This window comes from Leptolyngbya sp. O-77 (genome assembly GCF_001548395.1).
Lineage (GTDB): Bacteria > Cyanobacteriota > Cyanobacteriia > Elainellales > Elainellaceae > Thermoleptolyngbya.
The window spans coordinates 1,817,117-1,831,168 of sequence record NZ_AP017367.1; the positions used below are offsets into that span (position 1 = coordinate 1,817,117).

At 56.2% G+C, this 14,052-nt stretch carries 13 protein-coding genes; 4 read left to right on the forward strand and 9 right to left on the reverse strand.

The annotated features are described in order from the left end of the window. The first annotated feature begins 103 nt into the window (after nucleotides 1-103). Nucleotides 104-1,453, forward strand: coding sequence for a TIGR03279 family radical SAM protein (locus O77CONTIG1_RS07765; protein WP_068509474.1), 1,350 nt, complete (start codon nucleotides 104-106; stop codon nucleotides 1,451-1,453). Between the two features lie 409 nt (nucleotides 1,454-1,862). Here O77CONTIG1_RS07765 and O77CONTIG1_RS07770 read toward each other — a convergent pair whose 3' ends face one another. Then, nucleotides 1,863-2,753 carry an ABC transporter substrate-binding protein gene (locus tag O77CONTIG1_RS07770; RefSeq protein ID WP_172799647.1) on the reverse strand — a complete coding sequence of 297 codons (891 nt, stop codon included), beginning with the start codon at nucleotides 2,751-2,753 and terminating at the stop codon, nucleotides 1,863-1,865. Between the two features lie 63 nt (nucleotides 2,754-2,816). Between O77CONTIG1_RS07770 and O77CONTIG1_RS24295 the strand changes: the two genes are divergently transcribed. The 3 genes from O77CONTIG1_RS24295 to O77CONTIG1_RS07780 all read left to right on the forward strand — a co-directional run bounded on the left by O77CONTIG1_RS24295 (nucleotide 2,817) and on the right by O77CONTIG1_RS07780 (nucleotide 4,992). Beyond that, entirely contained in the window at nucleotides 2,817-3,008 is a 192-nt protein-coding gene (locus O77CONTIG1_RS24295) for a hypothetical protein (protein ID WP_225894714.1), read from the forward strand. A gap of 297 nt (nucleotides 3,009-3,305) precedes the next feature. After that, nucleotides 3,306-4,133: an ABC transporter ATP-binding protein gene (locus tag O77CONTIG1_RS07775; RefSeq protein WP_068509476.1), complete on the forward strand. Its 828-nt coding sequence runs from the start codon at nucleotides 3,306-3,308 to the stop codon at nucleotides 4,131-4,133. Between the two features lie 79 nt (nucleotides 4,134-4,212). Beyond that, nucleotides 4,213-4,992, forward strand: a complete 780-nt coding sequence (locus O77CONTIG1_RS07780) for an ABC transporter permease (RefSeq protein ID WP_068509478.1) — start codon at nucleotides 4,213-4,215, stop codon at nucleotides 4,990-4,992. On the opposite strand, the gene O77CONTIG1_RS26720 is transcribed toward O77CONTIG1_RS07780, so the two are convergent. The 8 genes from O77CONTIG1_RS26720 to O77CONTIG1_RS07815 all read right to left on the reverse strand — a co-directional run bounded on the left by O77CONTIG1_RS26720 (nucleotide 4,925) and on the right by O77CONTIG1_RS07815 (nucleotide 13,963). Then, the gene (locus O77CONTIG1_RS26720) at nucleotides 4,925-5,353 is read right to left on the reverse strand and encodes a transporter substrate-binding domain-containing protein (RefSeq protein WP_172799648.1); all 429 of its coding nucleotides are present in this window, start codon (nucleotides 5,351-5,353) and stop codon (nucleotides 4,925-4,927) included. The two genes, O77CONTIG1_RS07780 and O77CONTIG1_RS26720, sit on opposite strands and share 68 nt — an antisense overlap. A gap of 29 nt (nucleotides 5,354-5,382) precedes the next feature. Continuing rightward, nucleotides 5,383-5,877, reverse strand: coding sequence for a transporter substrate-binding domain-containing protein (locus tag O77CONTIG1_RS26725; protein WP_084782354.1), 495 nt, complete (start codon nucleotides 5,875-5,877; stop codon nucleotides 5,383-5,385). Nucleotides 5,878-5,899: 22 nt separating this feature from the next. Next, nucleotides 5,900-6,355, reverse strand: a complete 456-nt coding sequence (locus O77CONTIG1_RS07790) for an EVE domain-containing protein (protein WP_068509481.1) — start codon at nucleotides 6,353-6,355, stop codon at nucleotides 5,900-5,902. Between the two features lie 135 nt (nucleotides 6,356-6,490). Next, nucleotides 6,491-7,735 carry a UPF0182 family protein gene (locus O77CONTIG1_RS23375; RefSeq protein WP_286132606.1) on the reverse strand — a complete coding sequence of 415 codons (1,245 nt, stop codon included), beginning with the start codon at nucleotides 7,733-7,735 and terminating at the stop codon, nucleotides 6,491-6,493. 11 nt (nucleotides 7,736-7,746) lie between these two features. After that, nucleotides 7,747-9,705, reverse strand: coding sequence for a UPF0182 family protein (locus O77CONTIG1_RS27810; RefSeq protein ID WP_286132607.1), 1,959 nt, complete (start codon nucleotides 9,703-9,705; stop codon nucleotides 7,747-7,749). A gap of 84 nt (nucleotides 9,706-9,789) precedes the next feature. Further along, entirely contained in the window at nucleotides 9,790-10,311 is a 522-nt protein-coding gene (locus O77CONTIG1_RS07800) for a DUF3122 domain-containing protein (protein WP_068509483.1), read from the reverse strand. 251 nt (nucleotides 10,312-10,562) lie between these two features. Continuing rightward, nucleotides 10,563-12,818, reverse strand: a complete 2,256-nt coding sequence (locus tag O77CONTIG1_RS07810; RefSeq protein WP_068509487.1) for a hypothetical protein — start codon at nucleotides 12,816-12,818, stop codon at nucleotides 10,563-10,565. 662 nt (nucleotides 12,819-13,480) lie between these two features. Beyond that, nucleotides 13,481-13,963 carry a type IV pilin-like G/H family protein gene (locus tag O77CONTIG1_RS07815; protein WP_068509489.1) on the reverse strand — a complete coding sequence of 161 codons (483 nt, stop codon included), beginning with the start codon at nucleotides 13,961-13,963 and terminating at the stop codon, nucleotides 13,481-13,483. Nucleotides 13,964-14,052 lie beyond the last annotated feature (89 nt).

The following is a 14,052-nucleotide window of genomic DNA, read 5'->3' on the forward strand; positions in this document are numbered from 1 at the left end:
TGCGATCAGGGGATGATGGGATAAAAGGGATCATGGAATGATCAAGAGCGGGGTTAATCTGCCAACCCCCCTTGCACGCCACCCTTCCTTCTCTCAACCTGCCATGAGCGACGCTGCCATCAAGCCTGCCCTGATTACCCGCGTGCTGCCCGACTCGATCGCCGCAGAGATTGGGTTTGAGCGGGGCGATCGCCTTGTGTCGATCAACGGACAGGCTCCCCGCGACCTGATCGACTACCAGTTCCTCTGCGCCGATGAGGTGCTGGAGCTAGAAGTGCTGGACGCTGCGGGCAAGACGCACCAGATTGAGATTGAGAAAGACTACGACGAAGACCTGGGGCTGGAGTTTGAGTCGGCACTGTTTGACGGCCTCATCCAGTGCAACAACCGCTGTCCCTTCTGTTTTATCGACCAGCAGCCGCCTGGAATGCGGCAAACGCTCTACCTCAAAGACGATGACTATCGCCTCAGCTTTCTCTACGGCAGCTACCTGACGCTGACTAACCTGCCCCAGCGCGAGTGGGATCGCATCGCCCAACTGCGCCTGTCGCCGCTCTATGTGTCGGTTCATGCGACGGAGCCAGAAGTTCGCGTTCGCCTGCTAAAAAATCACCGAGCGGGTCAAATTCTCGACCAACTGCGCTGGTTCCAGAAAAATCGGCTGCAAATTCACGCTCAGGTTGTGGTGTGTCCGGGCATCAACGACGGCGTGCATCTGGAGCAGACGCTGCGAGATCTGGCTTCGTTCCACACGGGCGATATTCCCGCAGTTGCCTCTGCTGCGGTCGTCCCCGTCGGTCTCACCCGCTTTCGCCCAGCAGATGACGAGCTAATTCCCGTCACACCCGAACATGCCCGCCGGGCGATCGCTCAAGTGCAGGCGCTCCAGACAGAGTTTCGCGCTAAATTTGGCTCTAACGTCGTGTGGCTGGCAGATGAGTGGTTTCTAATTGCAGGACAAGACCTGCCGCCCGAATCCCACTACGAAGACTATCCGCAGATTGGCAACGGCGTGGGGTCGATTCGTCAATTCCTGAAGCAGTTCAAAACAGCCGCCCGTAGGTTGCCCGAATCTATGAGTCCGCCGCGCCGCTGGGTGTGGGTGGTGGGCAATGCCGTTGAGCGAGCCTTTCAGCCGATTTTGAAGCGGTTAAACGAGGTAGATGGACTGACCGTGGAGATGGTGGCGCTGCGAAGCGACTATTGGGGGCAGGCAATCACGGTGACGGGGCTACTAACGGGACACGATCTGGCCTTGGCGCTGGCCGGGCGAGATCTGGGAGATGGCGTGCTGCTGCCGTCGCTGATGCTGAAACATAGCGACACGCGGTTTTTGGACGATACGACAGTGGCAGATCTGGAAAAACGGCTGAAAACACCGATTTACGTCGTCTCTGGTATTGAGGGGCTGTTGGAAACGGCTGTGCAGTCTCCTGTGCTGACCGCCCGATAGTCGCGATTCTTCGATTTTGGATTTTGGATTTTGGATTTTAGATTTTGGATTTGGGATGCTTCGTCAAGCGTCTGCGGAGTTTCCAGCAGTTTTATTCGTAACTCTACTTCGGAGAATGGAGACAAGTCACAAAAAAGGGATGAAAGCATTGCTCTCATCCCCCGCAATCTCTAGGAGACATCAAATCTAGAAACGAAACATCCAGCAAAGCAGAGGCGCTGAGCCAACTGGCCTAGTGCTGTGTCACAGCTAGAACTGAGGTTGGTAGCAAGCGCTTTAGCGCTGAAGCGCTTACTACGAGCCAAGGCATCACACGCTGATTGACTTTCGCCCCGGTGAAGATGTGCTTAGCGCTGAAGCGCTTACTACGAGCCAAGGCATCACCCTAAAACTAAACCACGACACTGCCCTAGTTCAGCGGTTGGCGATCGCCCGCAGGAGGCAAGCCCCGCTCCGACGCAGGCGGCAGGAAGCTATCGTCAAACACGTCGCTAATCGGCGGCGGCGTGACCTCAAAGACCTCGGCAACTTGGGCGATTGTTTTCTCAAAGCGGGATGGCTCAATGCCGCCCAGACCATTCGCCTCAGTCTCCGGAGTAACCCACAGCCGCTCCAGGGCAATCTTCAACCGCTGCTTTTCCGAGGCCTCTTCCATTAGGGAATCGCCCGCCTTCATCACCGATGCCAGCCCCGCAGCCGGATCTTTGATCACGTCCTGCATTCCCCGGAAATAGGCCCGCAAGAAGCCCCGCACCACGTCGGGGTTCTGCTCCAGAAAAGACTTTTTGACCACGATGGCATTGCCGTAGAGATCCAGCCCAAAGTCGTTATAGTAGAACATCGTCAAGTCAGACTCCTGCTTGCCTGCTTTGGAGAGCGCAGGCAGGATGCTGGTTGAAAATCCGCTGACAGCATCGACATCGCCCTTAACCAGAAACGTTTCCCGCAGCTTCGGCTCCATGGTGATCCATTCCACCGAATCGGCAGGAATACCCACCTGCTCTGCAAAGACCGGCCACAGCTTACGCGGCGCATCTCCGGCGGGTGCGCCCAGTTTCTTGCCCTGGAGGGCTTTGGGATCAGCGATGCCGTTGGCAGACAATGTGGCGATCGCAAACGGAGAACGGTTATAGGGCACCGCCACCGCCACCACCGGATCATTCGGGTTCTTCGCGTTGAACTCGATCATCGAGTACATATCGCCAAAACCAATCTCCACCGTCCCTGCTGCAACATCGGTGATGGTCTTCGCAGAGCCATAGCCCCGCTCAATCATCACGTTCAACCCCTTCCTCTGCAAAGTAGCCCCTCTCGCTGGCCAGCGTAATCGGCGCATTGTCTCCTTGTAGCAGCCCAGGAGGGGTTGACCTTGATCGTCCGCAGTTCGGACGGAGCCGTTGGGGAAGAAGCCGTCGTTGCCGCTGGCGATGCCTCTGGAGCAGTCGCCTCTGGAGTGGGCGTTTGGCAACTGCTCAGCAGCATGGGGGAAGCAACCAAAGCAATGGAGAGAAATCGAGACAGCCAATTAAGTTTCATAGTGCGCTTTGAGCATTAACTTGCACCAGGCAATGCTATAAGTTGTGGACCTCAGAGCATCTGAAAAACGCTGAATCTAGCTGGTTCAGCGGAGTAGTGTAGAGTGTACTGTATACACATCTGCATCGATGAAACGTGACTCAGACTACAAAATTGCGATCGCCAACTTTTGAAATTTATTAAGAACCTTGTCAAAATCGCTGCCTTAAAAACTCTTTGCCTTTATGACCAGGTTTTGTGTCAAAAACTACAGAATCCTCTCCTGCTTAGCTATCCAAATGGAGGGCATCTTGAATAGGTCAAGGGTTTTCTCATCATGGTTCAATCCGAAGCAATCGACAGTGCTGCAAAAACTGATAAGCCTGTCATCTTAGAGTTCGACCGCATTGGTCTAGAATACCAGGTCGATGGCAGTCCGCGACGCATTATTGACGAGATTTCGCTGAACATTGCCGAGGGCGAATTCGTGTCGTTTGTTGGGCCGAGCGGTTGCGGCAAAACGTCGATTCTGCGGATGGTGTCGGGTCTGTCGCCTGCGCCCCTGGGAGAAATCCGATTTCGCGGAAAAAAGATTACCCAACCGCTGAAAAACGTTGGCATTGCCTTTCAAAACCCAGTGCTAATGCCCTGGCGAAATACGCTGGCAAACGTCATGCTGCCGCTGGAAGTCGTGGAGCCGTATAAGCAAGAAATTCGCAATCCTAGCCGTAAGGCGATTCATGCCCGTGCTGCCGAAGAACTACTGGCTACGGTGGGGCTGAAGGACTTTGCAAAGCAGTATCCCTGGCAGTTGTCGGGCGGAATGCGCCAGCGGGCTTCGCTATGTCGGGCGCTGATTCATAAGCCCGAAATATTGCTGCTGGATGAGCCGTTTGGGGCGCTGGATGCCTTTACTCGTGAAGAGATGTGGGTAATGCTGCAAGAGCTATGGATGCACAATCGCTGCACCTGCATTTTGATTACCCACGACCTGCGAGAAGCAGTGTTTTTGTCTGATACGGTGTATGTCATGGGGCCACGACCTAGCTCGATTATCTACAAGGTGGACGTGTCTCTGCCGCGCCCCACTACATCAGACATGATGCTGTCGGATGACTTCAACCATATTGTGGCTGGCCTGCGCCGCCATATCCATCGCAACTAGCACAGCGTTGATTTTTATTATTCCGCTTATATTCCGCTTTGCATCCGCGACTTTTGCTTTTACCATTCTTCTGGCTATCATGAATACGCTCGATCGCCTTGAAAAATTCTCTCGCACAAAATCCGCCAGCGTCCTGTTTCCGGTGATAGCGACGGTGCTGCTGTTTGTGCTTTGGGAGCTGATTGTGCGGTTGCTCAACATTCCTAGCTACAATCTGCCCGCACCGTCTGCGATTTTGCAATCGGCGATCGCCCGTAGTTCAGCTTTATGGGAAAATTCGATGCAAACGCTGTTCACAACCCTGGCAGGATTTTTACTGGCAATTGTGGCAGGTATTATCCTCGGTTTTGTGATTGGCTATTCGCGGATAGCGTACATTGTGCTATATCCGCTGCTGGTCGGATTCAATACCATTCCCAAGGTGGCACTAGTGCCGCTATTTGCTCTGTGGTTTGGCATTGGCACGATTCCAGCGATTCTTACAGCGTTCCTGCTAGCGTTCTTCCCAATTGCAGTAAATGTGGCGCTGGGACTGGACACGGTGGAACCGGAGATGAAAGACGTGATGCGATCGCTCGGCGCATCCCAGTTCGAGATCTTTCAAAAAATTGGATTTCCCCACGTCATGCCCTACATTTTTGCATCGCTGAAGGTGGCGATTTCGCTGGCGTTTGTGGGTGCAGTGATTTCGGAAACCGTCGCCTCCAACAAGGGCATCGGCTACCTCATCGTTACTGCTAGTTCCAACTTCGACGTGCCGCTGGGGTTCGCTGGCCTGATGGTGCTAGCGATTATGGGGACTGCACTCTACGGCTTCTTTGCGGCGGCTGAAAAATACTTAATCTACTGGGCCCGATAGTCCGGCCCTGCTCAACCACCTGCTGAAAGTGGGCGACGGTGTCCAAAGTGTCCCACGGAACGATTCCCTGCGGCCCAAACCAGCGCTCAAACAACTGCGTTGCTGCTGTTTCTCCAGATAGCACGCCTTCCATAAAGCGGGTTAGGCTTTGATTGACCTGGGCGCGAAACGGCAGATCTTGTTTGGGCAGCAGACAGCCATAGACCTCTCGGCTAAAGGGTTGCGGCGGAATGACTTCGTAAGCATCGGCATCGGGTAGCGATCGCCGCAAGCCCTCCAGCAAGATGCCGTCGCTAGCCAGCGCATCAATCCGTCCCTGTTGCAGCAAAGACAGCCCCTCAGCGCGATCGCCCACGGGCACAATTCGCGCCAGCGGCAGCCGCCTGCGAATTAACTCTGCGTTAGTTGTGCCCGATACGCCGCCAACTCGCAGCCGATTGCCCGAAAGCCCCCTGCCCCCCGCGCCAGCAAAAACTGCGTCCCCGTGACAAAATAGCCCACCGAAAAATCCACCAGCGACTCGCGGCTGAGGGTAATGCTGCTTGTGCCACAGGCTATGTCCAATGCGCCCTGGCTAACCTGGGCAAACTGCTCTGCTGCCGTCGTAGGCACCAGTTCCAGTTGAATCGTCCGCCCCAGGCTGCGAGACAAATCTGCCTGCATTCGCCGCAGCAGGTCAACCGGATATCCCATCGGTTCGCCCGACTCATCCAGCGTGCCAAACGGTGCAGCATCCGTGCGAACCCCCGCCCTCAGCACACCCGTCTGCTGAATTTTCTCCAGACGCGCCTCTGCCCAGGCGGGAGCCAGCATCCCCAGCCACAGCAGCAGCCCCAAGCTCGCCAATCTACCCCGCCTCGCAGCCCTGCGTTTGTTTCGAGACATCCGCCTCTCCTAACTCCAATCCTCAGCCTTTCGCCAGCTTCAAAATTTTCTCGGCAACCGCCTCGTCTACCGGCATCACCGATAGGCGATTGCCCTGGCGCACCACCAGCAGTTCCTCTGACGAAAAGGTTTGCCGCAGTTGTTCCAGCGTCACTATCTGAGGAAACTGCTCCACAAACTCGACCTGCACCGTGCGCCAGCGGGGGTTGTCCTGCGGCGATTTGGCATCATAGTACTTGCTTTTGGGGTCAAACTGCGTCGGGTCTACGATGTCTGGCTGAGACACCTGCATCAGCCCCACAATTCCTGGCGGCGTGGCGTTGGAGTGATAGAAAAACGCGCGATCGCCCACCGCCATTGATCGCAAGAAATTTCGCGCCTGATAATTTCGTACGCCATCCCAAATCGTCTGGCGATCGCGCTCCAGGTCTTCGATGCTATACACATCCGGTTCCGATTTCATCAGCCAATAGCGCATCAGAGGTTCGAGGTCAGAGGTTCGAGGTCAGGGGTTACGGGTTAGGGGTTAGGGGAATGCGAAGCAGGGAAAAAGCGCATTCCCACAATGCTTTGACCCTTCATGAGTGCAACGCTCCCCCACGGCAACGATCCCTCACGGCAACGCCCCCTCGACCCCAGTCTCCGGCAGCGGCCGCACGATGGTTCCATTGGGGGGTGCTTCGGGATTCGCTTCAACAGTGCTATCGACAGGAGTCCCATCCACCGGAGCATCTGCAAAGATGGCATCGAGGGCCTGCTGGAGCGTTTCCGCCATGACGATGCGGTTTCCATAGGCGACGATGACCCTTGTGAGGGTGGGCAGACGGTTTTGATCTGCCTGGAGGTACAGCGGCTCGACATAGAGCAGCGAGTCCTCGACGGGAATCACCAGTAGATTCCCCTGGATCGCCTGCGAACCCTGCCGATTCCACAGCGAAATCTGCTGAGAAATCAGCGGGTCTTGGTTAATGCGGGCTTCGATTTGCTCTGGGCCAAAGATCAGCCGCTGCTTGGGGAAGCGATAGAGTAGCACCTTGCCATAGTTTTCGCCATCGGAGCGAGCCGCCAGCCAGCCAATCAGGTTTGTGCGCTGGGAGGGCGTGAACAGGCGCAGCAGGACAAATTCTTCAGTATCGGCGATGGGCAGCTTGGTAATCAGGTAGTAGGGCGCGACGATTTGCGACTCGTTGGCATAGATTTCGTTGGGTTCACGCCACTCGTCTTCGCGGTTATAGAAAATTTGCGGATCAGTCATGTGGTAGGTCATGAGCTGATTCGACTGCACCTGATAATAGTCCTGCGGATAGCGAATGTGACTGCGGAGAGCGGGGGGCATCGAGTCGAACGGACGGAACATCTGGGGCAGCAGACGACTCCAGGATTGAATTATCGGGTCGCTGGGATCGGCAATGTAAAAAGTGACGCTGCCGTTGTAGGCATCGACGACAATCTTGACGGAGTTGCGAATGTAGTTGAAATCGTTGTTGCGCGGGTCGGAATAGGGGTAGCGATCGCTCGTTGTGTAGGCATCGATAATCCAGTACAGCGAACTGGGCGGCGAGTCGGTGTTGCTCGTCTGCACATCAAACTCGACCGCGACGGGATAGGGGTCATGATCGAAGCGGAGAAACGGGGCGATCGCCTGCACTCGCTTGACGATATTGCGGCGATAGAGCAACTGCGATTCGCCCGTCAACTGGTCGCTAAACAGCATTCGCCAGTCGTTGAGATGCCGCGCAAACAGCAGCCGCCGCCAGTAAGACCCGATGGGAATTCCCCCGCTGCCGCTGTAGGTGTTGTAGACGTTTTCGCCGCCGCTGGGATAGTCCAACTCCAGGGCGCGGGTGCGCGTCAGCACGAAGTTATTGGTCAGTTCGCCAAAATAAATGCGGGGATTTGTCGGGTCGGCAGCAGGGCAGGAATGCGCGGATCGTTTACAACTTGCTCCACGCCTTCGACAAAGTAGCTGGGTAAGCCACCCTCATCGGCGGTGTTCACTGGGCTGACCGTAAAGCCATAGCCGTGGGTGTAAATGAGGTGCTGGTTCACCCAGGTTTGGGCATCGGCGGGCACGCCACTATAGTCTAGTTCGCGGGCCGCGATCAGGACTTGCCGTAGGCCAATCGTGCCCTGGGTGGTCGGAAGCTGGTAGCGGTCGAGATCAGCATCGGGAAATTCGTAGTAGGGGCGGATGCGCTGAAGCTGGCGGTTCGTCTCCAGCAGCGGGCGCGAGTCCCACAGGCGGATGTTATCGATGGTGAGGTCGTTTGCTTGTAAATCCGCCCGCGTCAGGTCGGTCTGGGGGTCAAAGATATCGTCCTGAATGACCTGTAGGTTAAACGCATCTCGCGTCAGGGCAATGGTGCGCTGAATGTAATGCGTTTCCAGCGCCAGTTCGTTGGGCTGCACGACGAAGCTTTGCACAACAAAAGGAATCAGCGTCGTGGCGATCGCCGCAACAGCTAGGTGCAGCATCGGCCCCCAAAACAGCGGCGGCACTCGACGCGGCAGCAGCGCCACGGTTTCCTCTGCTCCTCGCCCAGAGCGCAGCGGCAAATCTACGGCAGTCCCCGACCACTGGGCATATTCCGCAATTCGTTCTTCGCGCGATCGCCAGCCCCGGAGCAATAGAGCAGAATCCGCCGGAGCCGATGGGACGCGACCGCGAGACTGCGAAGCGGACGGGGGCAACCCTGGTGTCGCTGCGGTTCGAGAAACAAAGCCCCGATTCGGCAGACTGGCCGCCGCCCCCCGGAACGGCGCAGCCGACACCGCCGGAACCGCCCGCCAGCGATGAGAGGCGATCGCCTGCCATAGCAAAATCACTCCCAACACCAGCGCCGCTACCGCCAAAACGCTATGAATCGGCAGCCGCACATGGACATTCGTAAACCCTGCGCCATAGGCTACGCCGCTGGTGGAATACAGCAGCCCGTAGCGGTTGAGCCAGTGCGCCAGGGCGATCGCCAGCATCAGCGCCCCACCCAGCCCGCAGAGATGGCGCAACTGTGGCAGCGACCAGCCCAAAAATTTTCCCTCACTGAGGCTGTCGCCCGCCAACAAGTAAACCAGCACCACCGACAGCAGCCCCAGCAGCGTCAGCCCCATCGCCCAGTAAGATAGCAATTCCAGCGCAGGTAGCCGGAATACATAAAAGCTAATGTCGTGCCCAAACAGCGGATCGGCTCGGTTAAACGGCGTGGGAGAAGCGGCCAGCAGGAGTTTGGCCCAATATTCCGACAGCACCAGCCCAAAGCCCAGACTGGTGAGCAGCGCCCAGCCCCACAGCAGCACTCGCGGATACACCAGCAGCCCCACCGCCAGCCCCAGAATAATCAGCGCCAACCACGGCTGCTGGAGGCTCTGGACGAGCAGTTGCCCCAGCGTTTCGGCTCGAAATCGCACGGGGACTTGAGCAGCAGGTGTATAGACGCTGAGGGCCGGCCGCCAGTGGCTAATCGCCACGCCCGCGTGATAGGCCAGCGCCGCACTCATCCACAGGCTGATGCCCGACACCAGCACCGCCAGTGGACGCAGCCGCAGCCCCCCAAACCGGGGAATCGGGGTCAGGTTGAGGTGTGGGTCAGAATGTCGATGGGCGATCGCCAAATTTCCCCACAGAAATACCAGGCTCAGCCCAAACCCCAGCAGCCCCAGCCCTCCCTGCACACCCAGCCGCAGCCAAAACACCCGCAGATGCGCCACCCGCTGAAACCACAGCCCCTCTGCAACTAGCAGCCGCAGCAAATCGAGCAGCAGCAAGCCTCCCACCACGGCCAGCGGGATGGCATAACGGCGCGGGAGTCGGAGCCAGCGGGGGAGGGGCATAGGAAAGCAGCGGAAGAAACAGCAATGAGGAATCAGTTATCAGGGGACGCGACCAGCACGCTAGGCTGGAGTCTCAGTCTTAAACTAACTCTCATCCTGCCAGTCGAGGAGTTGTCGCCATTCGCGAACGGCAAAGGGAGGAATCGTCAATTCGAGCGATCGCCCTTCTTCTAACGGTAGCGCCAACCGCAGGGGCATGTCGGTTTGCAGACGTAACATTGTGTCTCGAAAATCGTACTCACCGACATTTCCTGCCAGGTCATCATTCAGCCGAGATGTGCCAAAGACATCGGGCGCAGTCCAGGCTTCGCCATACCCGGTAGAAATGGTTAAGGGCTGGGCATGGGCTAAGTAGGCCGCACCCGGATAGCCCACCAGCCGCAGCCGAAAATCTACCACCTGTCCGTCCCGCACCCGCTTAAAAAGCACTGCCTGCCATGCATGATCCGACTCGTCCCGCAGGGTTTGGAGCGATCGCACCATCACCTGCCCCGCCCCCTCCGGATAGGGATGAATCAGGGCGATCGCAGGCAACGCCCACCCCAACCACAGCACAACGCTACACAACAGAACCAAACTCCAGCGCCCCAGCCGTCGAATTCCCATAAGCCAGTCTCATATGATGCTCTGGTTCTTATATAGCAGGGAGCCGGGGATTCCGGGGGGATTGGTGCTGCTGTTCGTGAACTCTCCCAACAACGGAATCTCGATTTTAGATTTTAGATTTTCGTTCTTCGCTCTTCGTTCTTCGCTCTTCGTTCTTCGCTCTTCGCTCTTCGTTCTTCGTTCTTCGTTCTTCGCTCTTCGTTCTTCCTTCTTCCCTCTTCCTTCTTCCCTCTTCCTTCTTTCCTCTTCCCTCAGCTTTGCAGATATCGCTCCCACATCTGTTCATAGGCGCGTTCCATTTCGCGGGTAAACTGGCGGGCATTCCACAACGGCGAGGTTTGGCGCGATCGCCGCAATTTGGCTTGAATCTCTTCGCGCAACTTCGCATCTTTACCCAGTCGCACGCCCCATTCCACATACTCTTCGGCGGTATGGGCGATGCCTTCGGTAATGCCTGCGTTCATCATCATGCCGTAGCTGTTGCGGCTGGCAAACTGCTTGCCCACCTGCGTCACCATTGGAATGCCCATCCACAGGGTTTCCATCGTGGTCGTCGCGCCGTTGTAGGGGAACGTGTCGAGTACCACATCGGCGATCGCCAGATTGGCCCGGTGGTCTAGCTCCGTCTTGTCGCGGCTCAGGAAACGGAGGCGATCGCCCGCCACGCCCTCTTCTTCGGCAATCTGTAAAAACAGCGCCCGCACCGACTCCGAATCCCCTGCACCTTTGATCAAAAAGTAGCTATTGGGAACCTCGCGGATGATTTGCATCTGTCGCCGCACGGTGTCCGGATGCCGCTTGTAGGCAATCTGAGCGCTGAGATAGATAACAGCATCGCTGGGAATTCCTAAATCGTCGCGCCGCAGTGTGGGCACACCCACCTCAAAGCCGTCCACCGCCAAATACGTCTGCGGCAAACGCCAGATGGTCTCGGCATAGTATTCGTCAGCATCGTCAGGCACGACGTAGGAATCGGCAATGAAGTAATCCACCGCCGGTAGCCCCGACGCATCCAGCCCCAGCCACGTTACTTGCACGGGCGCAGGCTTCAGCGCCAGCACACCGATATTCAAATCGGAGGTAATGCTATCCAAATCGACCAGAATATCGATTTCGTCCTCGCGGATAGTCTTGGCAATGCCCAGAATGTCGCCTTCGATGGCGTAAGCGCTATCGGCTTTGCTGGCAAACCATTCGCGCCCAAAGGCTCCTGGCTCGATTTGCTGATTAAACAGGACGTGAATCTCGAAGCGGTCATGGTCGTGATGATGCAGCAGCCAGCGGCTCAGCCAGCCGACCGAGTGCGCCCGCATACAGCGCGAGATGTATCCTACTCGCAGCTTTTTGCGCTCGACGCTCCGCACTAAGGGCGCTTGGGGATAGGGAATGTAAAGGTCACTTTTCTGTTTAATAGATGCCGTGAGGTCGTCCTGATAAAGCTTTGCGACTCGATTTTGGAGCGATCGCGTCTCTCTGGGTGAATCGCTGACATACGGGTAAAAGTACATTGACGCAGTCAAGATCGAGGCATCTAAAAGCTGGTCGTCCTTTATCTCATACTCCGCAAGAAATTGCTCTGTGAGCGCTGTAATTTCTTGCAGCGTTGCCGTCACTCGTTCCCACTGTCCACCGCGAATCATCAGCCCCCGCAGCAGCATAGAGGTTCCCATCCACCGCTGCATTGTTGTTTGAGTGCCCGCCAAAAACCGCTCCGCAAAGTCAATTCCTTTGTCGTATTGCTCACTGTCCTGGTAATAGGCGCTCAGCCGCAGCAGCGTGGCGGAATGGTATGGGTCAATTTGATGGCACAGTTCCGCATAGGGGATGGCGCGACTGTAGTTAATGATCTTGGAAGAAATGTTGTAGGCTGCGTCCAGCAGCGGGTCGATCCAGTCGGCTGGCTGCTCCACTCGTGAAATAAATGCCTGCACCAAGGCAATCACAGCATTTTCGTAGGGAATGGTTTCCAGCAGTTGCTTGACGAGGGTAGACAGATGCTCCATCTCTGCGGCAGTGGGCTGCACTGTCTGGAGCCACTCAATTAAGCCCAACTCCTCCAGACTGTTTGCCTGGAACTGCTTTAGCTCTAGTTCGAGTTCCACCAGATGCAGCGCATTTTGCCAGTCTGCTGGATTGACTTCGCGCAGGTGGCGGCGAATCAGCCAGGCCACTTGCGCCTGTCCTTTGCGCTGCTGGCGCAGGGCCTCGGTGTGCAGGAGGTTCGATAGCTCTGTCGTCCAAGGCTCAAGCTGGTCTGGCGCTGCCTCAGACATCATCATTGTCCAGAGCAGTTGCGCTTCTTCTTCCTGTTTTTGCAAAAGCCGCACCAAACCCAAATGCCAGACAGCCGAGGGAATTGCAGCATTTTCCTCGATCAGTTGCTCCAGCGCCACGGCGGCTGCGTCATAGCGCTCAGCCCGAACTAGGGCGATCGCCTCTTGCAACCTGGGATCGACAGGGGCGGCGCTATCAGACACAGGCTCGGAACTCAACGTCAGCTCTGTCATAGGAATCGGGGGGTGTCTTGCAAGGGAAAAAAACTGGGGCAGATGCGAACTTGCAGAGATCTTGCAGGGATCTTGCGGGGATCTTGCGGGGATTTAGAGAGCGATCGCTCTCTTGGCTTTACGCTGATAAGCAAAACTCATATCAATCTCTCACCAGGTTCTAGTACTCTGCCACAGCTAGAACTTGGGTTTGTAGTCAGTGCTTCAGCGCTGAAGCGCTGACTACGAGCCAGGGCATCCCCCTAAAACTAAAATCAGACGCATTCCGTAGTCTTTTATACGGCTTTAACCGTACATCCGGCAGAGCCAGAGCGATCGCACGCAATATAGCAGCTAACTGGTTGGTTAGGACACGTAGGACGGACATAGTTGCTGTTGAGGCTCGTAGTGAGGACTTAAGTCCTCACTACAAACGTCCTAACTAACCTGCGTATTGCTATATTTGCAGTATTTGCAATGTTTGCAGCATCAAGACTCTGTATCGATTAGGTTACCCAATCCACAGTCAAAAATCGAAAAGAGCGGGCATCTTCCAAAACAAAAAGCTGTCGGGAAAATTCCTGACAGCCTTCTATTGCAGAATGTCACACCAGTTGCGAATCGAAAGATAGCAGCACTCAGGGCCAAATCATCTCTATCGCAATCAGGCTTACATCCAAGCCCTACGGGCAGACGGTACCTGTGATCGTGGGGACGCTGCCAATGCCGCCTTCGCACAGCAGCGCCAGGGTGGTGGCGCTACCATCAGAAGCAGGTGCAATCCAGACCTTGCCAGCATAGCCCTTCAGCGTTGCAGTCGGGGTAGCGGTGGTGGTTGCCACTGCGCTTGTACCCGCACCTGTGCCGCTAGAGGCGTAGGTGTAGTTCTTGGTGTTGCTGATGCCCAGTTCTAGGTTGCTGAGCGCACCGAAGGTGTTCTTCTCCAGGAAGTAGGCTTGCTGACCGCGGTTGATGGAACCAACGTAGGTTTGAGCTTCAGACTGGCGAGCCTTGTTGGCTTGGTTCAGGAAGGAGGGCAGTGCGATAGCGGACAGGATACCGATGATGATGATCACCACCAGCAGTTCAATCAGCGTGAAGCCTTCTTCGCCCTTTTTCTTATCGATCAGGTGCTGCAAAAACTTCGCTTTCAGTTCAGTCTTCATAGGGTAGAGTCTCCTTGAGGTTGCGGGATACTGGGTTTCTAACTCCTAGCGTTAATTTGCCCAGCTTGCGTTAGTTTCATATCAGGGGT

Bases quoted from the DNA above. Each gene is read 5' to 3' on its own strand.
- O77CONTIG1_RS27810 (WP_286132607.1), bottom strand. From the start codon at position 9,705: ATGCCCCTCCCCCGCTGGCTCCGACTCCCGCGCCGTTATGCCATCCCG.
- O77CONTIG1_RS07765 (WP_068509474.1), top strand. From the start codon at position 104: ATGAGCGACGCTGCCATCAAGCCTGCCCTGATTACCCGCGTGCTGCCC.
- O77CONTIG1_RS07815 (WP_068509489.1), bottom strand. From the start codon at position 13,963: ATGAAGACTGAACTGAAAGCGAAGTTTTTGCAGCACCTGATCGATAAG.
- O77CONTIG1_RS07810 (WP_068509487.1), bottom strand. From the start codon at position 12,818: ATGACAGAGCTGACGTTGAGTTCCGAGCCTGTGTCTGATAGCGCCGCC.
- O77CONTIG1_RS07790 (WP_068509481.1), bottom strand. From the start codon at position 6,355: ATGCGCTATTGGCTGATGAAATCGGAACCGGATGTGTATAGCATCGAA.
- O77CONTIG1_RS07780 (WP_068509478.1), top strand. From the start codon at position 4,213: ATGAATACGCTCGATCGCCTTGAAAAATTCTCTCGCACAAAATCCGCC.
- O77CONTIG1_RS07800 (WP_068509483.1), bottom strand. From the start codon at position 10,311: ATGGGAATTCGACGGCTGGGGCGCTGGAGTTTGGTTCTGTTGTGTAGC.
- O77CONTIG1_RS26725 (WP_084782354.1), bottom strand. From the start codon at position 5,877: ATGTCTCGAAACAAACGCAGGGCTGCGAGGCGGGGTAGATTGGCGAGC.
- O77CONTIG1_RS07775 (WP_068509476.1), top strand. From the start codon at position 3,306: ATGGTTCAATCCGAAGCAATCGACAGTGCTGCAAAAACTGATAAGCCT.